Annotated in this window: 22 protein-coding genes; 13 read left to right on the forward strand and 9 right to left on the reverse strand. The window is 39.1% G+C overall.

Features of this window, described 5'->3' with window-relative positions:
• Positions 1–67: 67 nt before the first annotated feature.
• The 10 genes from AB1280_RS19145 to AB1280_RS19190 all read left to right on the forward strand — a co-directional run bounded on the left by AB1280_RS19145 (position 68) and on the right by AB1280_RS19190 (position 10,285).
• A complete protein-coding gene (locus AB1280_RS19145) occupies positions 68–736 on the forward strand; it encodes a response regulator transcription factor (protein WP_272189823.1) in 669 nt (222 codons plus the stop codon).
• Positions 737–746: 10 nt separating this feature from the next.
• On the forward strand, positions 747–2,174 hold the full coding sequence (locus AB1280_RS19150; protein WP_429756673.1) for a sensor histidine kinase: 1,428 nt from the start codon (positions 747–749) through the stop codon (positions 2,172–2,174).
• A 66-nt stretch (positions 2,175–2,240) separates the two neighbouring features.
• Complete coding sequence (locus AB1280_RS19155; RefSeq protein WP_429756674.1) at positions 2,241–3,023, forward strand: DUF3919 family protein; 783 nt, start codon at positions 2,241–2,243, stop codon at positions 3,021–3,023.
• On the forward strand, positions 3,020–4,054 hold the full coding sequence (locus AB1280_RS19160; RefSeq protein WP_429756675.1) for an ABC transporter substrate-binding protein: 1,035 nt from the start codon (positions 3,020–3,022) through the stop codon (positions 4,052–4,054). Before AB1280_RS19155 ends, AB1280_RS19160 begins: the two co-directional genes overlap by 4 nt.
• Before the next feature lie 19 nt (positions 4,055–4,073).
• On the forward strand, positions 4,074–5,414 hold the full coding sequence (locus tag AB1280_RS19165; protein ID WP_429756676.1) for an MFS transporter: 1,341 nt from the start codon (positions 4,074–4,076) through the stop codon (positions 5,412–5,414).
• Positions 5,415–5,667: 253 nt separating this feature from the next.
• Positions 5,668–6,855 carry an efflux RND transporter periplasmic adaptor subunit gene (locus AB1280_RS19170; protein WP_429756677.1) on the forward strand — a complete coding sequence of 396 codons (1,188 nt, stop codon included), beginning with the start codon at positions 5,668–5,670 and terminating at the stop codon, positions 6,853–6,855.
• Positions 6,852–7,532 carry an ABC transporter ATP-binding protein gene (locus AB1280_RS19175; protein ID WP_272189816.1) on the forward strand — a complete coding sequence of 227 codons (681 nt, stop codon included), beginning with the start codon at positions 6,852–6,854 and terminating at the stop codon, positions 7,530–7,532. The genes AB1280_RS19170 and AB1280_RS19175 overlap by 4 nt, the downstream gene beginning before the upstream one ends.
• Positions 7,529–8,728: an ABC transporter permease gene (locus AB1280_RS19180; protein ID WP_429756678.1), complete on the forward strand. Its 1,200-nt coding sequence runs from the start codon at positions 7,529–7,531 to the stop codon at positions 8,726–8,728. The genes AB1280_RS19175 and AB1280_RS19180 overlap by 4 nt, the downstream gene beginning before the upstream one ends.
• Before the next feature lie 169 nt (positions 8,729–8,897).
• A complete protein-coding gene (locus AB1280_RS19185; RefSeq protein ID WP_429756679.1) occupies positions 8,898–9,563 on the forward strand; it encodes a Yip1 family protein in 666 nt (221 codons plus the stop codon).
• 245 nt (positions 9,564–9,808) lie between these two features.
• Positions 9,809–10,285 carry a sigma-70 family RNA polymerase sigma factor gene (locus tag AB1280_RS19190; protein ID WP_429756680.1) on the forward strand — a complete coding sequence of 159 codons (477 nt, stop codon included), beginning with the start codon at positions 9,809–9,811 and terminating at the stop codon, positions 10,283–10,285.
• A 261-nt stretch (positions 10,286–10,546) separates the two neighbouring features.
• Here the strand turns inward: AB1280_RS19190 and AB1280_RS19195 are convergent, their stop codons facing one another.
• Positions 10,547–11,050, reverse strand: coding sequence for a competence protein ComK (locus AB1280_RS19195; protein ID WP_429756681.1), 504 nt, complete (start codon positions 11,048–11,050; stop codon positions 10,547–10,549).
• A 229-nt stretch (positions 11,051–11,279) separates the two neighbouring features.
• Between AB1280_RS19195 and AB1280_RS19200 the strand changes: the two genes are divergently transcribed.
• The gene (locus AB1280_RS19200) at positions 11,280–11,669 is read left to right on the forward strand and encodes a DUF4359 domain-containing protein (RefSeq protein ID WP_272189811.1); all 390 of its coding nucleotides are present in this window, start codon (positions 11,280–11,282) and stop codon (positions 11,667–11,669) included.
• 30 nt (positions 11,670–11,699) lie between these two features.
• Here the strand turns inward: AB1280_RS19200 and AB1280_RS19205 are convergent, their stop codons facing one another.
• Complete coding sequence (locus tag AB1280_RS19205; protein WP_272189810.1) at positions 11,700–11,915, reverse strand: DUF2922 domain-containing protein; 216 nt, start codon at positions 11,913–11,915, stop codon at positions 11,700–11,702.
• A gap of 19 nt (positions 11,916–11,934) precedes the next feature.
• Positions 11,935–12,159, reverse strand: a complete 225-nt coding sequence (locus tag AB1280_RS19210) for a DUF1659 domain-containing protein (protein ID WP_272189809.1) — start codon at positions 12,157–12,159, stop codon at positions 11,935–11,937.
• Positions 12,160–12,270: 111 nt separating this feature from the next.
• On the opposite strand from AB1280_RS19210, the gene AB1280_RS19215 reads away from it, so the two are divergent.
• The gene (locus AB1280_RS19215) at positions 12,271–12,756 is read left to right on the forward strand and encodes a VanZ family protein (RefSeq protein WP_429756682.1); all 486 of its coding nucleotides are present in this window, start codon (positions 12,271–12,273) and stop codon (positions 12,754–12,756) included.
• 49 nt (positions 12,757–12,805) lie between these two features.
• Here AB1280_RS19215 and AB1280_RS19220 read toward each other — a convergent pair whose 3' ends face one another.
• The 4 genes from AB1280_RS19220 to AB1280_RS19235 all read right to left on the reverse strand — a co-directional run bounded on the left by AB1280_RS19220 (position 12,806) and on the right by AB1280_RS19235 (position 18,715).
• Positions 12,806–15,562, reverse strand: a complete 2,757-nt coding sequence (locus AB1280_RS19220; RefSeq protein WP_429756683.1) for a DEAD/DEAH box helicase — start codon at positions 15,560–15,562, stop codon at positions 12,806–12,808.
• On the reverse strand, positions 15,546–17,165 hold the full coding sequence (locus AB1280_RS19225; protein ID WP_429756684.1) for an SWIM zinc finger family protein: 1,620 nt from the start codon (positions 17,163–17,165) through the stop codon (positions 15,546–15,548). Before AB1280_RS19225 ends, AB1280_RS19220 begins: the two co-directional genes overlap by 17 nt.
• A gap of 294 nt (positions 17,166–17,459) precedes the next feature.
• Positions 17,460–17,774: a DUF3910 family protein gene (locus AB1280_RS19230; RefSeq protein ID WP_272189804.1), complete on the reverse strand. Its 315-nt coding sequence runs from the start codon at positions 17,772–17,774 to the stop codon at positions 17,460–17,462.
• A 92-nt stretch (positions 17,775–17,866) separates the two neighbouring features.
• Positions 17,867–18,715, reverse strand: coding sequence for an SH3 domain-containing protein (locus tag AB1280_RS19235; protein ID WP_429756685.1), 849 nt, complete (start codon positions 18,713–18,715; stop codon positions 17,867–17,869).
• Positions 18,716–19,556: 841 nt separating this feature from the next.
• Between AB1280_RS19235 and AB1280_RS19240 the strand changes: the two genes are divergently transcribed.
• Positions 19,557–19,691 (forward strand): hypothetical protein, encoded by a 135-nt coding sequence (locus AB1280_RS19240; RefSeq protein ID WP_429756686.1) that lies wholly within the window; start codon positions 19,557–19,559, stop codon positions 19,689–19,691.
• A 324-nt stretch (positions 19,692–20,015) separates the two neighbouring features.
• On the opposite strand, the gene AB1280_RS19245 is transcribed toward AB1280_RS19240, so the two are convergent.
• Together AB1280_RS19245 and AB1280_RS19250 are read right to left on the reverse strand one after the other, a co-directional pair.
• Positions 20,016–21,224: a NupC/NupG family nucleoside CNT transporter gene (locus AB1280_RS19245; protein ID WP_272189801.1), complete on the reverse strand. Its 1,209-nt coding sequence runs from the start codon at positions 21,222–21,224 to the stop codon at positions 20,016–20,018.
• Positions 21,225–21,626: 402 nt separating this feature from the next.
• Positions 21,627–23,156, reverse strand: coding sequence for an SH3 domain-containing protein (locus tag AB1280_RS19250; RefSeq protein ID WP_429756687.1), 1,530 nt, complete (start codon positions 23,154–23,156; stop codon positions 21,627–21,629).
• Positions 23,157–23,203: the final 47 nt, after the last annotated feature.

A 23,203-nucleotide genomic window follows, 5' to 3' on the forward strand; every position in this document is an offset into this window, starting at 1 on the left:
GTCAGATGCTCTTGCCCTCCTTAAAAAGAAAAGGAGGTTTTTATATAGCTTCGAAAGGAGGTACCCTATGAAAATACTTGTAGTCGATGATGAAGCTAGCATTTGTAATTTAATTCGGATGCAGTTAGAGATGGAAGGATATGAAGTACTTACGGCTGCGAATGGAAATGAGGCGCTACAAAGATGGGAAGAGAAGCCTGATGTATTGATTTTAGATGTGATGCTTCCTGATATAGATGGTTATGAACTTCTTCGGCTGTTTCGGGAGAAGGATCGCGATATTCCGGTGTTAATGTTAACGGCGAAGAGTCAGATGAATGATAAGTTGCTCGGTTTACAGCTTGGTGCTGATGATTATGTGACGAAGCCTTTTCATTATGCAGAGCTACTTTTGCGTGTGAAAAATATGACACGGCGTGTACAGAAGAAGGAAACGATTCATCACGAAGTGATTCAGGCCAGCGAGTTTGTGATTTGTCCAAAGGAACGAAAGCTGCATGTGAATGGAGTAGAAATTCATTTGACGTACCGCGAGTTTAATTTGTGCCAGTTGTTTGTGATGAATCCTCAGCGTGTTTTTATGAGAGATGAGTTGTTAGAGAAAGTATGGGGTTTTGAGTATATTGGCAATACGAGAGCGGTTGATATTATGGTGCAGCGTCTGCGGAAGAAGCTTGGGAGTAGCGGAGAGAGTATTAAAACAATTTATGGCGTTGGCTATAAGTTAGATTGTTAAAGGTGATTGGATGTCATTAAAACGAAATATGGTACTTGGTATAGTAGGGTTATTGATTCCCATTTTGTTTCTTCTTTATATGGTGATTTATATTTCGCTTGAAAAGAGTATGTATCGAAATGCGGCAAGTTCACTCGAGAAGTTAAGTGTGGAAGCACAAATATATACGATGAATTATTTGGAGAAGGAAGCGGAAGTGGAGACGCTTGGGCCCAATTCGTTATTGATTGCTTCTTATTTAGCAAAGCGGATGGATGTTCGTGTTCAGATGATTGGGAAGAACGGAGAAGTTGTGGCGGATACGCAAAAAGGAGCACTTCTGTACCGGAATGTCGATATTGAGCGTTCGTTGCAAGGGAAGAAGGCCTATGTTGTGGAAAATGGTGATCCAGCTCCGCTTTTATTGTTTTCAAGTCCCGTTTATTACGGAGATGAAGTGATCGGGGCAATTCGGTTTGTAGATGAACTGCGTGATGAGAAGGACGTATTGATGAGTGTGAGCTGGACATTTGTCGTGACATCGATTTGTTTAGTGGCCGGGGGCATTTTCTTTGCGATTCGTTTGGCGAAGTCGCTTCATAAGCCGATTGATCAATTGAGACAAATGGCAAAACGTCTTGCCAATGGTGATTATAAAAGCAAAATTGAGTTAACAGAGTATGTGGAAATTGCGCAGTTGTCGGCTTCTTTTAATGCGATGGCTGATGCAATTGAGTTACATGTAACGCAATTAAAGGAAGAGAAGGAGAAGCAGAAGGATTTCTTGGACCGGATTACGCATGAGTTGAAAACACCGCTCACTGCCATTATTGGTTATGTCGATTTAATTCCAAAGCTGCAGCAGGAGCGCGATGTGAAGGAAAGTCTTCATTATATTTCGGTAGAGAGTCAGCGTTTATTGTCGCTGGTGGAGGAGTTATTGCAATCTTCGAAGTATGGAACGAGTACGTTTGAAGTTTCACCGACGATTGTGGATATAAAGCAAATTGTGGATGAGGCCATTTCGATTGTAAAGCCACGCTTACAGCAGTATGAGATCGAGGTTGTGAATGAGTTATATTCTACATATGTTGTGGCTGATTTTGATAAGACAAAGCAGATTTTCTTAAATGTATTTGATAATACGATTAAATATAGTGATGCTTCGCAATTAAGAGTGAGTACGGTTAGAAATGAACAGGAAGCAAAGGTGCTTATTTATGATGATGGTATTGGAATGGATGAAGAGGTGCTTGCGGAATGGAATCGTTCTCCTCATAGGAAAGTGTTATCTTCTAGTTACGGGAACGGATATGGTTTATTGATTTGCAAGGAGATTATGAGTAAGCAAGGAGGAAGTATGCGGATTGAAAGCAATGATATGGGGACGATGGTATATATCACATTTCTGTTACCAGGATATATGGAAGATATAAAACATTTGAAAGCGATTAAATGATACATTTATGAAACATTTATGCGGTATTTTCGAAACAACGTTTTTTTATCTTGGAGGTAGGCAGAAATGAAAAGGCTATCATTTCAAGCGCTCTTGTTTGTCTGCTGTATGATGTGTTTTGTCCTGTTGTTTTATTTCATTGAAGAGCAGTTGTACAACCGTGTCACAATTGTAAATGACAAGCAAGCAGTTTTAAAAGGAGCAAATGAATCTGTTCCTACTGAAGTAAGAGTAAAGCATGAAAAGTGGGGAGAAGTAGTTGTGACAGACGAAGTTCGTCTGCATGCGATTATCTCATTTTTTGATCGTATTCGAATGGAAAAGAATCATGCAGATGCCGGAGAGAAAGTATTTACTGGAGAAATAACGTACTTGAACGGGCATAAGCGTACGTTCGCAGTAGGTGATTTGTTTCAGTATGAGACAGATGTGTATGGAAAGAATGGTACAGATCCAATGATTTCCGCGTTTCAAACGTATTTATTAAGTTTATATTATACGCCTGAGAGAATTGGTGATTTCTTTGCGAATGCAAAGGAAGTGGTTGTGCGGCAAGGTGATGATGTACGTGCTGCCGATTTGGATCCCATACTTGCGCGAATCCGGCAAGCGAAACAAATTACGGATTATGCAGAAATTCAAAAGCTGCTGTATGCGCAGAAAAATCCAATCGCTTATATAACCGCCTATCAAAATGGAAAACAAATAGAGAATAGACGCGAGGATATTCTTACGATTTCTGTATATAGAGATTACTTTATTGTCCAATATCTCGGCGATAATAATGGAAATGTTATGTATATGAAAGGCTCCCTAGCAGCATTATTTGTAAAGGAGAATGTTTCATGAAAAAGATAGCCTTTTTCTTCTTTTTGCTAGTAATTGGAGGAACGATGTCTAGTTGCTCTCGAGATACTACCACTATTAAATATGATAAGAGCGGTCTTCCGATTTTAAAGGACCGTCATCTCGTTGCTTATGTTGCAGCGCGTGAAGAAGTAGGCGAGGCATTGTTATCGTCTTTTTGCAGGGCGCGCGGATGTACGTATGAATTTATTCGTCTTTCTACAGAGGAAATGTTAAGAAGAGTAGAAGCGGAAGCTGATAACCCAAAAGCAGATGTGATTATTGGGGGCACATTAGATGCTCATCAAATGATGAAGCGAAAGGCCATTTCGATTCCTGTAACAAGTCAGCATGCTAATAACATTTCAAAAGCCGTAAAAGATAAAGAGGGCTATTGGTATGGTTATGAAGTAGAGCAGCTGGCGATCGCTATTAATAAGGAGCGATGGAAGCAGGAAATAGAACCGCTTGGAATTTCGTATCCCACAGAATGGAAAGATTTATTACATCCTGCTTATGCGGGGAAAATCGTCATACCTGATCCGAATGTATCAGGAACAGCGTATACGTTGTTTCAATCATTAATAGATACGTTTGGAGAAGAAGAAGCAAACAAATTTGCGGTAGGGCTTGCCAAACAAGTTGCAAAAGTAACGGTTAATGGTTATATGCCTGCGGAATATGTTGCAAGCGGCGAATCGATTGTCGGCATTAATTTCATCGGAGATCAGCGTATGCTGCAAAAGCAAGGCTTCCCAATTGTAAGTAAGGTACCGAAGCAAACAGGGTTATCTGTTAATGCGATTTCTAAAATACAACATGCACCGGATGGTATTATAGCGGATTTATTTATTGATTATTGTTTATCGGAAGAAGCGGGGTATATTTTAGAAAAGGTTTCGTTTGGCGTACCAACGATGCTTGCAAAGCGTCAACAAGAAGTGCAAGGTCAGCCAGTTGGAAGAACGAATCAATCAGTATCAGATAGTGGAATCATCGAGTTATGGAATAGACAACGTCTCTCTCAAAAGTGAAAAAAGGAGAAGAGATAATATGTTTAAATGGCTTAAGCCTGCACCAGCAATCGAACGTTTGCCAGCGAATATGATTGATAAATTATACACACTACTACGTATTCGTGTGTTACTGGGAATCTCGGTTGGGTATGCAGCGTATTATTTAGTTCGTAGTAATTTTACATTATCTAGTACGTACTTAATAAAAGAATATGGTTTTACTACAACGGAATATGGTTTATTAGGTTCCGTTACAGCGATTGTGTATGGACTAAGTAAGTTCTTTATGGGGAATTTATCAGATAAAGCATATGCGCAGCGCTTTATTGCGGTCGGTTTATTCATATCGGCAATTATAAATATTGGTCTTGGTTTTGCATCTTCATTTGGCATGATTTTAACATTATTAGTGTTCAATTATATTTTCCAAGGAATGGGAGCTCCTCCTTGTAGTACCGTAATGACGAAGTGGTTCTCGAAGAAAGAGCGTGGTACAAAAACAGGACTTTGGAATATTTCACATAATGTTGGTGCGACGCTTGTAGCACCGCTTGTTGGAATTGGAATTGGTATTTTCGGTGAAAGTCATTGGCAATCCGCTGTGTTTATCTTCCCGGCGATCATTGCAATGGTCATTTCAGTTCTTATGTGGATCAATGCGAAGGATACACCAGAATCTGTCGGTCTTCCGCCAATTGATGAATATCGCAATGATTATGAAGACCTTGAGAAGGCAGACAATGCGGGCAAAATGTCACCAAAAGAAATTTTGTTGAAATATGTAGTGAAAAACAAATTTATTTGGTATTTATGTATTGCGAACGCATTTGTATATTTAATTCGTTTCGGCATTATTAACTGGGTACCAATTTATTTAACAACGGTTAAAGGATTTACAAAAACAGAAGCGCATGCAGCGTTCTCCATTTTTGAAGTAATGGCAATTCCAAGTTCATTAATCGTAGGTGTGTTAAGTGATAAGTTATTTAAAGGAAAACGTATGCCACTATGTGTCATTAGTATGGTTGGTGTTGTTATTGGAACGCTAGTATATTGGCAAGCATCGAATATATTTGTTGTGAGTGCTGCAGTTTCCATTATTGGTTGCTTAATTTACGTACCACAATTTTTAATTGGTTTAAGTGCAATGGAATTAGTACCAAAATTCGCAGTAGGTACAACAGTTGGTATGTGCGGCTTGTTCGGTTATTTAGGCGGAAGCTTTGTTGCAAGCGCAGTGATTGGTATTATTGTTGAGCGCTCTGGTTGGGACGGCTGCTTCATTCTATTATTAGCCGGCGGTATTTTATCTACTGTATTCTTATTCATGGTTCAATTTGGTCATGAGAGAAAAGAGTCTCAGAAGAAGCTGGCTTAATGATTTTGGAGAGGAGAATCTATCAATTGGTAGGTTCTCTTTTTTTTAATCAAACGTTTGTTTAAGGAAGATATGCATATATGCATATTCACAAGTGATGAATTTCAAAACACGACATAGTTTGATACAATTTATAGTAGTTGTGCCAAACTATGACATACAAATGTAATAAATGTCTTATGTTTGTTGAGATATTTTGGAAAAGTTTGTATAATTTAAGTGTAATGACAACTTAAACAAAGGGAGAGAGACAATGTTACCAGATACCGTTCGTACTCCGAATAAGAAGAAAAAGTGGATTATCATAGGAGTTATTGCGCTTATTATTATCGTTGCTGCTGTAAATATTTTTATTATGCAGAGTAAGAAAACAGGCAGCACAGAAGATGTGAAGTTTACGGAAGTAACAGAACGTCAGCTCAATAATACAAAGCTCGTTTCTGGTCAAGTGAAACCAGGGAATATTGAGAGTTTCTATGCGGATGCGACTAAAGGAAAAGTGAAAGATATTGCTGTAAAAGAAGGTCAAGAAGTGAATAAAGGGGACAAGCTGTTCTCTTATGATAATGAAGAAGTTAATTTACAAGTGAAGCAAGCAGAAATCGAACAAAAGGTGGCTTCTATGCGCTTTGATCAAGGGAAGAAAAAAATAGATTCATTGAAACAAGATATTAAGAAAGCGAAGGATAGCGGAGCGGCGAAAGAGATGATCGATCAGTTAGAATCGCAATTAAATGAATTAGAAATGCAACAAAAAACATCGGACCTTGAAAAAGAAAAAGGGAATCTTCATATCGAAGAATTAAAGAAAAAACGAGATGAGCTTACGGTTTACAGTAATTTTGCCGGTGTTGTGCAAAAGCTTGATAAAGATGCTTCGCAAGGTTCTACGTCAGCGATGGCTGGTCAAGGGAAAGCATTTTTACAAATCGCCTCTAAAGATGCATTTCAAATTCAAGGTACATTAACTGAACTTCAAAAATCACAAATTCAAAAAGATCAAACGGTTACAGTGACAGCAAAGGCAGCGCCGAAGAAGAAATGGGCTGGGAAAATTACAGAGGTAAGTGAATATCCGACAAGTGCGGAAGTAAATACACAAGCTTCAGCAGGCGGGGAAGCAGGCGCAAATATGTCTTATTATACATATAAAGCATCATTAGATTCCCAAGATGGATTATCACCAGGATACCATGTGTCTATTCAAGTAAATTTAGAGAATAAGAAAATGGTTGCTGTTCCTAGTAAAAGTATTGTAACAGAAAAAGATGATTCATTTGTGTATGTAGAGGAGAAAGGGAAACTTCGCAAGCAAATTGTGAAGAAAGGCTCAAGTGATGGAGATTGGACCGAAGTAGTTGAAGGCGTAACAGTAGGACAAAAGGTGGTTGAAAATCCTTCCGATAAAGTGCATGACGGAATGGAAGTGAAGAAAAAATGATTACCTTAAACAATATTCATAAAACGTATTATCAAGGAAGTTTAGCTGTACCAATTTTACACGGTATTAGTTTAAAGATTGATAACGGTGAATTTGTTTCGATTATGGGGCCATCTGGATCGGGGAAATCAACGCTTATGAATATTATTGGTTGTCTCGATCGTCCAACAGAGGGTGAATATATGTTGGATGATGTGAATATTTTAACAGCAGATGAGTCAAGATTGGCGCTCATTCGAAATGAATATATCGGCTTTGTGTTCCAGCATTTTAATTTACTGCCGCGTCTTTCGGCGGTGGAGAATGTAGAGCTTCCGCTTATTTATGGCGGTATAAAGAAGGCGGAGCGCCGTGAGCGAGCATTAGAGGCATTAGGGAAGGTAGGACTCGCAGATCGCGTGCATCACTTGCCAAATGAATTATCAGGTGGACAAAAGCAACGTGTGGCCATTGCACGTTCGATTGCCAATGATCCAACATTTATTATGGCCGATGAACCAACAGGTGCGCTTGATACAAAATCAGGTGAACAAGTTATGAATATTTTCACTCAGCTAAACAAAGAAGGTACAACAATTGTAATGGTTACGCATGAAGAGGAAGTAGCAGCGTATTCGTCTCGCCGCATTGTGCTTAGAGATGGGAAAATTACAGAAGATAGAAGGTGTGCTGTATGAGCTTACTAGATAGTATTAAAATCGCTCTTTCTTCTATTCTAGCTCATAAGCTGCGCTCCGCATTGACGATGCTTGGGATTATTATCGGTGTTGGTTCCATTATTACTGTCGTTGCGATTGGGCAAGGCGGGGAAGCGATGCTGAAATCTCAATTTGCAGGTACAGGTAATAATGTGATTCAGCTTCAGTTTCAAGAGGATATTGACGATCCATATTCGATGGGGATGGGGCAACGTCCAGAATTAAAAGATGAAGATATTATCGCGCTGAAAGAATTGCCAGAAATTAGTCATGTTGTTACGACGAATTCGGGTATGGAAGCACTCAATATTAATGATAAAAAAGACATGACGAATATTATTGGACTTGATAGTGAATATTTTGCGGTGAATAAAATTAAATTGACCGAAGGCCGTTCTTTACATGAATCAGATGTTGAGCAGGGCAATAACGTTGTGATGATTAGTACGAAAGCAAAGGATACTTTTTATCCGAAAGAAAATCCTGTTGGAAAAATTATCGAGGTAAAAGGTCAGCCATTGCAAATTATCGGGGTGTATAAATCAGATAATAGCTTTATGGGCATGGGCCCGTCGGAAATATTAATTCCGATTTCGCTTTGGCCAACACTATATGGAAAAAATGAAATTCAAAATATTGCAGTACAAGTAAAAAATGTTAATCAAATGGAATCGGCAGGGAAAAAAGCTGCTGGCGTTTTAAATGACCGAAAATCAAATGATATTCCAGGAAAGTATGAAGTTTTCGATATTGAGAAAATGAAAGAAAGTATTTCGAAGGTGACGAATATTATGACAATGATCATCGGCGGTATTGCAGGTATTTCCCTTGTCGTTGGTGGCATCGGCGTTATGAATATTATGCTCGTATCTGTTACGGAACGTACACGTGAAATTGGTGTTCGGAAAGCGCTCGGTGCAACGCGCGGGAAAATCTTGCTTCAATTCTTAATCGAGGCTGTGATGTTAACACTTCTTGGCGGTTTGATTGGAATTGGTCTTGGATACGGAGGCGCTTATATCGTTTCTACATTTGCGAAATGGCCACCTCTTGTTTCATGGGAAGTTGTCGTTGGCGGCGTCTTATTCTCTATGACGCTCGGCATTATTTTCGGATTGATTCCGGCAAACAAAGCAGCAAAATTAGATCCAATCGAAGCGCTGCGCTATGAATAAAGTGAAACTTCCCTCAGTGGGTGGACTTTTACGGGCAGTTTTCTTCTCTGTTCTACTGCCCACAAATAGCGGGATAACACCCAGTTCTTATGGGTGGTGAATCTCTGTTTGAAAAAGTGGGGATTCACCACCCGTTAGAACGGGTATAAAAATAAAGGAGGTTTTACATATGGAAGCGAACGTAAACACGCAAAAGGTAAGTGGAGAGAAGCCATCATTATTTGGAATGATTACATCGCCTGGTTTGCAGTTTGAGAGAATGAGAACGAATGCACCGGTGTGGGGTGCGTTTTTCTTATTAGTTTTATTTGGTGGTATTGCATTCATGGCGGTTAGCTATGCATCGTTAAACAGCCCTGAATTAGTAAAAGCACTTAAAGAAGATTCTACTGGAACTGCTAAGTACTTTATAATGGGTGGGGGATTTGTTACGGGTCTCATTATAACAATGATTATGTTCTTCATTTCTGCTGCATTCTATAAAATCATTATGATGTTTATGGGTAATGATACATCATACAAGAAATTATTATCTATTACAGTATATTCAAGTATCATTACATACATCGGTTTATTAGTGAATGCTGTATTAGCAATTGGACTAGGCAGCGATGGAACCGCACGCTATACAAGCTTAGGATCTTTATTTGAAAAAGGGACAACCGCATTTGAAATTGGAAACTCAATTGAAATCTTTACAATTTGGGGCATGTATGTGACATGGTTAGGACTACACATTGCAGCAGGCTTAAGCAAGAAACAAGCAACGATTCTTATTGTAATTTTCTTTGTTATTTCTCTTGTTTTTAGTACTTTCAAAGGTTTTGGTGCTTAAGTAAAATGATGAGAGGGTTGTCGGGATTTCCCGACAACCTTTTTTTATGTTGCATAATGGCGCTAAAGACAAAATTGCTATGGAATTTCATATAAGGCCAGTAAAATTTCAAATGCTACATAGGTAAATTTGAAATTTTGCTAGTCTATCATGAAATGCAGTGCGGTGAAAGGGGCACTGTTTTTTTATAAGGTAAAGGTACCGCGGAATAACGAAGAGGTATACCTTTTAGAAATGGGTTAAACGTGAAGCCAGTTACCTTTACGGAAACAGTAGCGCTGTATGAGAAGATGATTAAAAATCAAATGAAGAAGCTTCTTATTTATCGAGATTATGAAGAGTATTATCAATGTGGGCTTATTGCACTTTGGCGGGCGTATGAGAAATATGATGAGGAGAAGGGAAGCTTTCCGACATATGCGCTTGTGACGGTTCGTGGGTATTTGTTAGAACGATTAAAGAAGGAGTGTCGTGTTCAAGAACAGGAGGTTTGTACGGAGCAGCACATTTTAGGAAATATTGGTAGAGAAGAGGAGCAGAGAGAGACGTTTGAGTATATGAGTATGCTAGAGGAGAATGAGCAGTTTGTCTTATTTGAGCATTTCTACGGCGGGAAGAAAATACATGAGATTGCAACTGAATTAGGTATGACGTATCATCAAGCGCGCTGGATATATAGGCAAGCACTGAAAAAAATGCGGGCGTATGCAATGGAAAAGTGATAGAAAAAGGAGGCGATAGCCTCTTTTTTCGTAACTATTCAGTCATACATTTCATTTTCCAGCATATAAATTGCTGCCATGAAGATAAAAATAGCAATGCACCTTGCTATCTTTATTTGTTTCCAAACTTTGCGCGTGGCAGGAAAAGACACTGACCGCTCCTATACATAGCCAGTCACTCCATGAAAAAAATGCTTTTTTTCCTTTTTTTCATGGAGTGACTGAGTAGGTACCCTTTTTCTATCTGTATGTAGCGTTCGCTTAACGAAGAGGAAAAGAACGATCTATTGATAGATTCATTTTATCTAGAAGAATGAGTTTTGCTAAAATATGACCGGCTTTCATCCATTGATTCTTCATTTGATTGGGACTAATAGGGAAAATTTGATTTTTGCCATTACGAAAATGTATGTTTGTATGGCGTGAATCGTGACGTTCAAGTCTTTCGATGTAAGCATAAAATATCCAGGAGCATGTCCAAGATGAAGGTGACTTTGTAGGAATGGCGCACATGAGGTTTTTGTGATCAATAGGGATTGGGACGTTTTGTTTAAAACGACAACATTCTTGAATGGCTAATCGTTTTCCTTCATAAGTTGAGTAGTTTCGCATAATGCAACTTTCACGAATGAGTTGTAGCGGTGTTTTCGCTGAAAAGATGATTCTTTGCGTTTCCCAAATTTTTGTTTGATAAACAGGATGAGCGTATGCCTCAAGTGCCATCGTTTGCGCGGAAATTTCATACCAATCAACTAAATCAGCCAATGAAAAAGCCTCCTCATATTGTAATGAATTACACTTTCTATTATAAAAATAAAATATAAAAATAATTTAAAGAATTTGTAAATTAATGTTAAAAAATGTATTTATTTACTTTTTTCTCCCGGTATTTGCGGGAGGGATTCTCCATTAGAAATTTGTAGCTATTTAGGTTGTCTAATTTGCAATGGGATTCCATATATATGAAAATAGAAAGGATAGGCGGTGAGGAAATATGAAATGGAAATATGTGCTTCTCGCTCTGACTGTAGTACTTTTCGTATATTTAGCAAACAGTAACCCGGGTAAAGGGGAATATACAGACTGGGCAGCAAAGCAGTTTATGACACGGAATGATATTCATAAGAAATTGACGGAGGTTGAGCAAGAAGATAAAGAAGGACTTCTTGGTGAGTTAGCTACTATTGGAAAGAAATTAGCGAAGAATTATGTAGAGCCGCAAGTTGGTTTATTAATTGATCATTATACGAAGCGGAATGACTATATTTTTTTCTCGACATATACAACGGAGTTTAAGATAGGAAAAGAAAATTATAAATATGTTTCAGTCGGTATTTCACATATCTTTATACCAGTTGAAATGCCAAAAAAGAAAGAGAAGTAACCGGATTGGTTACCCCTCTTTCTTTTTTGCTTATATGTTAATTTTCACTTCAGAAATACTCTTTTCGACAATGCGTGCGCCTTTTTTGCGAGCATGCTGCCCAAGTGATAGGAAAATGCCAGCGGATATAATGGTATCCATGACGCTGTTTACGGTTTGTTCGTTTACTGGTGTAACAGGATTTTCGATTGAAAAAGTGGTTGTTTTACCGTCTTCTTTTAAGAAAACTAGCTCTAGTACTTCCATTTGTTATTCCCTCCTTTTGTTATAGGTTAGATACGTCGGTTGTGCTGACAAGCTGAACGGAATCGAGCTTTTGTTGTTGTAATGAAGCAATTGCAGTTGCAACTTCGTGTACTTTGTTTAAGTCTGCATCTGGTTTAACATTTTTAAATTGTTTGTTTTTCATGATCGCTTTGCCGTTTTTGTCTGTGCCACCGTTTAGGACTAGACGTAAGCTCATATCGGATACAATTGTTTGAATCGCCATGTTTTTCACCCCCTTTTCGTTATATATATAGGTGGTAAGGTCAGATTTTTGGCGTGAATTTTTTTCTTTTTTTTGATACGCTTAAAAGAAATAAAATAAGGAGTTTCAAACATGAAGCGTAAATGGTTATTTTGGATTCCCGTTTTAATATGGATGGGGATCATTTTTTATTCATCTTCTCAAACATATCAAGAGCAAGATATACGTCCAGATATCACAAAATATGTGAATGTGGAATTTGTGAAAGAGCATTTTTCATGGGTATCGATTGATTATGGCGGGGGTACTCCTGTTAGCATTGTGAACAAAGGGGTCGATGGATTTCTCGAATTTTTTATTCGTAAAGGTGCTCATTTTATTGTGTTCGGTATTCTTGGTGCATTGTCATATTTCGCGTTATTAAAGTGCGGCTTTAAGCGAAAGAAAGCCTTCTGGTTGGCGCTGCTTCTTGTCGCTATGTATGCGGGCATAGATGAGATGCATCAAGCCTTCACAGGTGACCGTACACCGATGTGGCAAGATTCTGTATTAGATACGTGCGGTGGTATCACAGGTATTTTCATAAGCAATTTCGTTTGGAAAAGAAAAAGGAGCTGAAATAGCTCCTTTTTTATATAGACTTTTTGACGATATAAGATAAAGTTGCTTATACTCCTAAAAGTTCCTTCAGCTCGTTTGTTGATAGTTCTGTAATCCAGTTTTCGCTTGTAATAATTGCATTATTGAGCGATTGTTTTCGCTCGAGCATTTCATCAATTTTTTCCTCAAGTGTTCCTGTTGTAATGAGTTTATGCACATGGACAAAGCGTTTTTGACCGATACGATAAGCGCGGTCTGTTGCTTGGCTTTCAACGGCAGGATTCCACCAGCGATCGTAATGAATAACATGGTTGGCTGCGGTTAAGTTCAATCCTGTTCCGCCCGCTTTTAAAGAGAGCAGGAAAATGCCATGTTGTCCGCTTTGGAACTGTTCGATCATTTTATCGCGCTCTTTCTTTGGTACACTGCCGTTTAAGAAGATGACGCGCTCTCCAAAGTGTTCTTCTAGCAATGTTTGCAACATATTTCCCATTCGAATATACTGCGTGAAAATGAGGCAGCTTTCATGCTGATCCCGTATGTTTTCAACGAGCTCCAATAATGTTTCTATTTTCATAGAACGATTGGTTAAGTTTGTTGGGGCATCTTCTTTTAAATAGAGAGCAGGATGGTTACAAATTTGTTTTAGTTTATTTAACATGAGCAAAATAAAGCCGCGGCGCTCAATGCCTGTTAACCCTTCCACATTCTTTAACGTATCTTGAACAAGTTGTTCATAGAGCGATGCTTGTTCTGCCGTTAACGGACAGTATGCTTTTTGCTCTTGTTTATCTGGTAAGTTCAAGGCAACCAATTTATCTTGCTTCGTGCGGCGCAGTAAGAACGGTGCGATTAAACGCTGCACTTGCTGAATCTTTGTTTCGTCGCGATCCTTTTCAATCGGCGTTACGAAGCGGCGCTGAAACTGCGGTAAACTGCCAAGATAACCGTGATTCAGAAAGTCAAAGATCGACCATAATTCTGATAAACGGTTTTCCATCGGTGTTCCTGTTAAAGCGACTTTATGATTTGCTTGTAATTTTCGAACAGCACGCGATTGTTTCGTGTGCGGGTTTTTAATATTCTGCGCCTCGTCGAGAATAATCGCATCCCAGCGCTGTGAGCTGAGTTCTTCTTCATCAAGCTGCGTGAGTGCATAGGATGTTAGAATTACATCGGCATCTTGCATAAAAGTGGACAAACCTTCTCCTTTTGCCCGGTTACCGCCGTAATGAAGCTTCACTCGTAAGCTCGGTGCAAAGCGCTTGAACTCTTTTTGCCAGTTACCGAGAACAGATGTGGGCGCCACAATAAGCGCTGGGCCTGTTTTTAGTTTGTGTTCTTTTATATATAGTAAGTAAGTAATTGTCTGGATACTTTTTCCGAGTCCCATATCATCGGCTAGTAACGCACCAAATCCAAGCTCTCGTAAATAGAGGAGCCACTCGACTCCTTGCTGTTGGTATGGCCTTAATGTTGCTTCTAAGGAAGATGGTACTTGTATAGATGGAATTTCTCCGATGTGCAGCAATCTGTCAAACAGCTTGTCATAATAATCATCGAGTTCGATTTCCATATCTGCGAATGGACTGTCTTCTTCGATTACTTCTGTTTCTGCTCCGCGAAGTAATCGCTGCTGCACGACGTCTTTCATTTCAAGTCCGTATTTGTCTGCTTTCTTCATCAGCTTCTTCACTTCTTCGATAAAAGCAGGGTCAAGTCTCATCCATTGTCCGTTTATATGGATAAGGCGTCTGTTTTGTTCAATGAGCGCGAGAAATTCCGTCTCTGATAAATTGATGCCGTTTGTAGAAATACGCCAGTTAAAATCTACGAGCGTATTCATGCCAAAGAATGCCTGTCCTGCTTTTGCATTATGTTTCACTTGGATGCGCAGCTTTGGTTTATTTGCTTTCAAGTTTTGCCACCATGATGGCAGTAAAATATCAACCCCAGCTGCTAGCAATTCATTGCTGGCTTCTGTTAAAAAGCGCCATGCTTCCGTTTCGTATAATTCACTTCGAAATAGATCATCTTCCATTAACCAAGGTACGAGTTTGCCGAAACCTTCTTGCGTTTCCGTAATACGTGCTTCGTGTTTCAACCATCTTTTCGGCAGTGATTCAGCATCTTTATATACGTATATTCGATGAGTGCCGCGCTTTGGAGTTAATATGGTTTCGAGCTGCCACGTTTCAAAATTATTCTCCGGTTCTTGGAGGCGGAGTCCAACTGCAAATGGAAGATCATCTTCGATATAGCCAATTTTACGCAGCCAATCGTTTTCATGAATGGCAGTTTCGAGCTGTCTTTTCGTAAAGTCATAATGCTCATATAGGCGCTGTGCATCTTCCCATGTTTCGCCAGAACGAGTATGATGGCGCAGTGTTTCATTAATTGCTTCTGAAAACAGTGCTTGTACCGTCTCATCTATTGCTTCCTCATGAGCGATTTTCCAGGAAGGATATCGATGCCATTGTTTTATATCTGGAAGAAAGTCTCCTGTCCTGTAAGCTTCCCACATTTTTTCTGCCATTGGCGCGAGTTCGCTAATCGTTGCACTTGTTTGTAGCTTGGTAAATGAATTTATCGGCTTTTTGGCGATATATTCAAATGCTTGAGTAGCATTTAAAATGATGCCGCTCCGCTGTTCATAAGTTCCTTCTTGCAGAAGTGTTCCATAGAAAGAGGAGGAGTGCCATGTGAACGCATGTTGTTTCCAGCTGCTTAAAGGCAAACTGTTCCCTGTTTCATCTTCTGCCCAAAGAAACCAGTTTTGTTTCATTCGTTCGAGCCGAATGATAATATCAATTTGTGTTGTCATGGATCAACTTCCCTTTCCGCAGTTCTTCTTGTAATGCTCGCAGTCGTGAGTGAGAGGATGCAATGATCATGATGAAAGACTCCCATTCATCTATCCGTTTGAGCTTTTTATAAAGTGTTCTTAGTTTTTTTAAGTAACGAACAGCTCTGCGGTACGATTTGCGATTCTTTTCTTCAATCGCTTGCAATGCAGCATAATGATAGAGTGGGAGAGCAGCTTCTGGCGCTTCTTTTTCAACTTCTTTTAATGCTTCTTTTAACAATTCAATGGTTTCAAACCCATACAGTAAATGGAGCTCCGTCCATGTGTGATATTGCTTTTTAGCGAGTACATACTGTTCATAGCTGGTGAAGCTATATGGTAATAATTCTTGAAGAATCATCTCATAGCCAGCTTGTTCGTTCGTATGCGTTGCATATGTTTCATACATCACCATAAATAAGCGGACAACATCTTTCACAAAGTATGAATCGTGCTCGGTCGTTATCGTGTCTTTCACTCGCTTGTAGGTGAAGGACAGCCACTGTTTTGCCCGCTCCCACTGCATGGAACTTAATAAATCTTCAAGCCAATCAAAGTACAGGCCAACAATTTGTGGTGGCTGCGCTTTTAGTACATCCATTGCCTCTTTATCTTTTCGCTGTAGAAAGAGAAGATGAGCGGATGCAAGTGCTTTTGATAAGGGCTGCATTTTTGTTTCAATCCGCTGTTGTTCTTCCTGTATCCAGTCGGGTTCTACAAACAGCTCTCCCCATAGGTGGCGATAAATAAAAAATCGCTCCTGTGTATAAGAAGGGGCAGAGAAGAAGATTGTATGTAGCATTTCGGCGATGTGCTGTAGAAATGGTTGAAGTACATCTTGAAATGGTTCAGCTTTCAAATCTTGTACAATGTTTTCTATTTTATTAACAAAGAGTCGTACAATATTAATTGGTTGATGATAAGAATAGAGTTTGTCCTCTTCAAATGTTTCAATCTCTTTAAGTAGCTTCTGAAAACAAAAGAGTGCTGCACTTAGTTTAAATAATTCGTGAACCGTAACAATGCGCGGTGCTTTTCGTTCAATTTTCATATAGAATTCCGTGAAAATATTCATCAGAAAATACATTTGTTTGTATGAAAGACGTGCGTGTTCTTTCACAAATGCATCGTACTCAGATTCGAAGTACGGAAACCAGCTTTCATAATTTGTATCGTTAAAATCGGTCATTTGCAGCATTTGCCGCGCGGTGCGAATGGGCGGGAGCGCCGGCTTCGTTTTCTTCTTAAATAAAGTTAGAATGTCTCCTACTTGTCCAAAGCTTGAAGCTGCATATAGTAATACGGCGAGCATATGCTCACATTGCGTCGGTGAAAAGCAATCACAGTAACTTTCGGACACGTTTCGAATCGGAATATTTACGCTATAAATATCTCCGTCATGTTCGACTGTTCCTGATAATGTATATCCATCGAAATCAACGTTATACACGAGTCCACTACGATAGAGCTGAAGTGCATTTGATACTTGTTCCTTGTCAGCCGCTTGCTGTGGATCGAGTCCTTTCAAAAACTCATTGGCAATTTCCATAATTTCATCTTTCGTAATTGAATGTTGCAGCATACTGTTCCTCCGCGCAAAAGATTTCCTTCTTTTCTATTATAAGGTGAAACTTCCCTCAGTGGGGGTTTTGTTCATTTCCCACTGAGGGTTAGTTGAACCAATCGGGCTTTTAGGGGCAGTTATCCCCCACCTATCTTCTTCGCTTTTCTCTGAATCTTGAGGTGGGGGTTACTGCCCGTTAATGCGGGGTAAGGTGAAACTTCCCTCAGTGGGGAGTAGTTAAATGAACTAGGCTCTTATGGGCAGTTATCTCCTAATTTTTTCCCTTTCATTCAACTAAAAAGACTATCTCTTTTAGGAAGAGGTAGTCTTTTGCTGTAATATGCTTTGTACGTAAGGGTCTTGCAAAATCATTTTGATTAAAGGAATCGTTTTATTTTTGAAGTGGTAGCCAGTATCAATTGGAAATGGCTTTTGGCTGCCAGGCTTGACGCCGTATTGTATGATTTTGTATTCTACGTCCCTGCCGTGCTGTAAGATAATGAGTCTATAACGATTATCGTCATGCTCTAATGAAAAATCAATTGCAGTTGCATCGTATGTAACTGCATCTTTATATATATATGGAGTTGGTGTACCAATCCAGTCAACGCTTGCATTTATATCCATATGAAATCCTCCTTTCTTCTATTATAAGAAAAATAATAGCCAGCTCTCAACTGATGAGAGCTGGCTCGTTTTTTTTTTAGCAACAATAGTAATTAGTCTATAATTTTCACTTTTACACTTTTACGTCCCCAGTTGTTCGCAGCGCTGTCAGAGCCTACTAGGACGTCGATACGATTTCCTTTAATTGCACCGCCAGTATCACCAGCAACTGCTTCACCGTATCCTTCTACCCAAATTTTTGAACCAAGTGGAATGACTTTCGGGTCAACAGCAACCATTTTCATATTTGGGTTTGCTGTTAGGTCATGCCCCATTGCAGATAATACGCGACCGCCATGTGTGCCGCCATTTTCGCTTGGATGAGCTGTGTAAGCAGTTGCGACAACTGTTAATTCACGGCCATTAGCTTTTTCAGCTTTTGTTTCTGTAGCAGTCTGCGTTTCTTGAGCCTTAGCTGGCCCGGCTTTTGCCGGCGCAGGTGCTTGTTCCTGTGCTGTTACGACAGGTGCATTACCTGTTAAGAAAGGAACATTTACATAAGCTGTTTTTCCGTTATATTCAAATTGTAACCAGTCGTTTTGAACTTGATGTGTTGTTTCGATCACATCATCTTTCTTTAATGTACCCAGAATTTCTGAGTTTGTGTTTGCATCAGCGCGTACGTTTAATACGTTTGCTGTTACATAATAGATGTTTTTCGTAAATTCTGCGCTTACGAATCCTTCTTTACCATTTAGGTTCACTTTTAGCCAACCGTTTTCTGTATTTTTAACATCTAATTTATTACCATCCAGTACTTTTCCTACAACTTTTGATTCAATAGTTGGGTTTTCTCGTACGTTTAGTACCTCTGTTTTAACAACTGTTTCTGCTTGTGCAGAAGAAGTGAAAATCCCAAGACCAAAAACTGCTACTGTTGCTATACCAAGTAACTTTTTCATGAAATAGCCTCCAATGCTTTTGTTTTCGTGACCTCATTATAGCAACAGATTTTTGGGGGAAAGGGGAAAACACACAATTACAAACCATTCGTAACAGTTCATTAACACTTTGTAATATAAAAAGGAGTATAAGGAAAACGCTCTTTTCTTATGTTTTAAAGGATTCTATTCCATATTTACGGATTGAGGAACGGAAATGAGATATTGCAAAGTAGTTAATCGTATTTCACCCATATTACAAAGTTATTATGGAAGTGTTGCGTAAACAGAGGATTTTCTTAATTCACAAGCAGCATAGTTATAAAAATATAATCAATTTGTGCTACCTTTCACAAATTATAGTCCGATTTTAAGGAAAATCATCATGTAATTGTTACAAAAAAAGAAGGTGTCATAGAACAAATTTGGCCTGTTTCATTTCTGTAATAGTACGTGAATGGGATAATTGAGGGGCTTACTTAGTGACATTTCTCTCTCTATATATAAGTAAAAAAAGACATAAATGCTAGGGGAGGAGGAGAGTATCTGGCTGTCATAGAAGCAATCAGGGCCTTACCTGCCACATGCGAGTGCAAATTATATTGTATTCTGCATAGCAGCGAATTAGATGTTGAAATATTATATAGATAAATGTCTTTGTAAGATATCGTTTATGAGCGCAAACGAGAAGGCAGGCAGAACGAGTTGGAAGCATCATTAGGTATGAGATATTTAATTTTGCATGATATTTACAAAAAAGTGTCGAAAATGTGTTGTCACATCTTTCTAAATGTGCTATATTATTTCCTGTAAGCGATTTCAATTAAAGTTTCATGGCAATCAGGGGAGGACATCAAGAATAATGAGACGTTACGAACGAAAGTGGAAACATATTTGTTTAAAGCGTGCTACACAACGAGCGATACATGAAAACGCAGAGCAGAAAATAGAGAAAACTACAGGGGAGCAAGAAAAGCAACTTGTCTTGCAAAAGTAGTATCCACTTTTTTTCGTATATATTATAAGAAAGTATTACGTTCATTGGGGGATGGGCGTGAAGTAACTTTCAACTAAGGGGTATTAGTTCGATATATAAGTTTTACGGCTAAAATAAGCGCAGAGCATACGGCAGCTCTGCGTTTATTTTTTTGCTTATTGGGTCTCTATATATACACGTTCAAAAATGACATAAAAATTCCTTTCTTTTTAGGGGGGAGACGAGAGTATCTGTATGTGACTTAGATATCGAAAAATTAAAAGTGTAAATGAAAAAGACCCATCTTAAGTGAAAAATGAACTTAAGGTGGGTCTTTTTCATTTATTAAAACATCATGCCTGCTACAGCAGCGTTTAGGAAGTTTGCTAATGTACCTGCAATTACCGCTTTAATTCCCAATTGTGCAATTTGTTGGCGGCGTGAAGGAGCAAGTGTACCTGTCACACCTAATTGAATAGCAATAGATGAGAAGTTTGCGAATCCGCAAATTGCAAACGCTAAAATAACGTTTGTTTTATCAGAAAGCTCTGCCATATGCTTAGCTAAGTTTCCATATGCAACGAATTCATTTACCGCAAGCTTTTGTCCGATATAACCAGCAGCTTGAATCGCTTCATGAGGCGAAACCCCGATTAGTATAGCAAATGGAGAAAGGAGGTATCCAAAAATTAAATCAAGACTTAATTTGATATGGAACCAAGAACCGATCCATCCTAATAAACCGTTTAATACAGCGATTAATGCGATAAATGCCATGAGCATTGCTGCAACATTAATAACAAGCTGCATCCCTTCAGATGCACCGCGTGCTGCTGCGTCAATAACGTTTGCATCTGTACGCTCTGTAGAAAGCTCTACATCGTTATTTACTTTTTCTGTTTCAGGCATCATTAATTTTGCAATTAGTAAGCTTGAAGGTGCAGCCATAATAGCAGCTGCAAGTAAGTGTTCAAGTGGAATTCCCATTGCCGCATAACCAACAAGTACCGATCCGGCAACAGATGTCATACCGCTAACCATAATAGCGAAGAATTCACTATTCGTTACGCGATCTAAGTAAGGTTTAATTAAGATCGGTGCTTCCGATTGTCCTAAGAAAACAGTTGTAACAGCATTTAAGCTTTCTGTTTTTGAAGTTCCAAGAAGTTTGCTTAACCCGCCGCCAATAATTGTAATAAACCATTGCATAATACCAAAATAATATAATACGGCTACGAGTGAGCTAATGAATACAATTGGAAGTAATGCTTGAATAACAAAGACGAAGCCCCAAGGCCCTTTTGCGTTAGCTAAACCACCGACAACGAATTGAATTCCTTCATACGAGAAATTAATAAGAGTTTGTACACCGTCAGCAGCATGCTTTAAAGCCGCTTTTCCTGCGTCCCATCTTAAGACGATGAAGGAGAAAGTAATTTGCAGTGCAAGCGCAATTGAAATCGTGCGCCAATTAATAGCTTTGCGGTTGGAAGACAGTAAAACTGCAATTACCAAAACTCCAAACACGCCGCCAATTCCCCATAAAACATTCATGCTTGTAAATCCCCTCTCTGAATTGTTGGAACATTGCAAATAGTATGATTGCTCCGTTTCTCTGAAAACATTATCTTATGTAACTTATCACACCAGACATCAGAGGTCAAACGTCTGTAAAAAAGTCAGAATAGGAAAACAATAATTGGAATTAACGCATATAAGAGGAAGGATAGAGAAGTGATATAAAAGCATTTTAAAATCGCTGCCACGCCGAACAAAACTCGCTGTCTCCCTTTATTTTAAACCGTTCCCGTAGCAGAAAAAGGCCTTGATCCGCCGCTACTATGCATGGCCAGCTGCTCTCGTTCATCCAAAAAAAGGTTTTTTAAGTCGTTGTTTAATTTATATTTATATAACAAAAGAGCCTTCTAGTAATCTAGAAGGCTCTGAAGCTATTAATTAATAAGGCTTAGAATATCCTAAGAAATGGCTGCTCCAATATGAGCTATTTAATGATGCTACTTTAACTCCATTGTCCCCAGCTTGGATAAAGCTGCCACCACCAAGGTAAATACCGATATGAGATGGGCCAGATTTATATGTGTTTTGGAAGTAAATCAAATCGCCTGGCTGTGGGTTAGATGTATGTTGGAAGCTGCTCCAATATCCAGCTACGCTTTGACGACTGATTGAATAACCAAATTTTTTGTATACGTGATAGATATAACCACTGCAGTCAACACCGTTTGCAGAAGTGCCGCCCCATACATATGGAACACCTTCCATTGATTGTGCGTATGAAAGTAGTGATGAAGTATCACGAGAGTTATTGCTTGTGTTATTATTGTTGCTGTTGTTTTCAGCTGGTTTTTGAGCTGGCTTATTTTCTTGTACACCACTTACAGGTGTTTTAGATAAGAAGCGAGTTCCTACATAACCAGTACGGCCGTTATAGTTAACTTTGCTCCAACCAGATTCATCTGCAAGTACTTGTACTTTTTGTCCTTGCGGTAGTGCACCGATTACACTGTAGTTTGTTCCAGCACCGCTACGTACATTTAGTGCGCTTGCGTTAATGTAATATTCGCCGCTTCCTTGAGCTGGAGTTTCGGTGTTATTGTTGTTATTTTCAGCTGGTTTTTGAGCTGTAGAAGTGCCGCCTTTTACAAATTTCACAAATTCGCTGCTAACATAACCTGTATTTCCGTTATGCTTCACTTTGAACCAACCATTTTCAGCGCCAATAACGTTTAATGTTTGGCCTTTTAATACACCGCCAATGATGCCGTGGTATGTAGCTGGGCCTGTACGAACACGTAAAGATGTAGCATCTACAACATATGTACCGCCTGTTTGAACTGTAACGTTGCTGTTATTTTGTTGTTGGTTATCTTGTGTTACGTTTGAATCAGAACCGCCTTTTGTTACATAGTCTTTGCTAACATAAGCGTTTTGTCCACCGTAGCTAATTTTGAACCAATCTTGTACTTCACCAACGACTTGTACAACTTGTCCTTTATGTACAGAGCCTAATTGTGTGTGTGAAGTGCTAGGGCCTGTACGAACACGAAGGGAAGATACACTTACGGTATAATTTCCGCTTGCTGGCTGAACAGTTGAGTTGCCTTGTGATTGAGAACCACTGTTAGAAGTGTCCGTATTTACAAATTTGCCACTAACGTAGCCAACTTGTCCATTATAGCTAATTTTGTACCAGCCATTTTCCTGGCCAATTACGTTTAATGTTTGTCCTTCATATACACGAGACGAAATGTCAGAGTTGGTGCTAGGACCTGTGCGAACGCGTAATACGTCTGCATTTACTGTGTATTTTGTTTCACTTTTTGGAGCTATCTTAGTTGTTTGTGCTGCTTGTGCTGCAGGTTGTTGTGCGTTTTGATCAGGAGCTGCTGCCTGAACTGTTCCCATTGCCGGGGCTGCTGCACCTGCTACAGACACTGCTGCAAGACCAGCAAGATATTTTTTCATAGTTTGTCGATTCCTTTCTGTCTGTATTTTAGGTGATGAAAAAAATT

Source organism: Bacillus sp. S10(2024), assembly GCF_050473865.1.
Taxonomy (GTDB): Bacteria; Bacillota; Bacilli; order Bacillales; family Bacillaceae_G; genus Bacillus_A.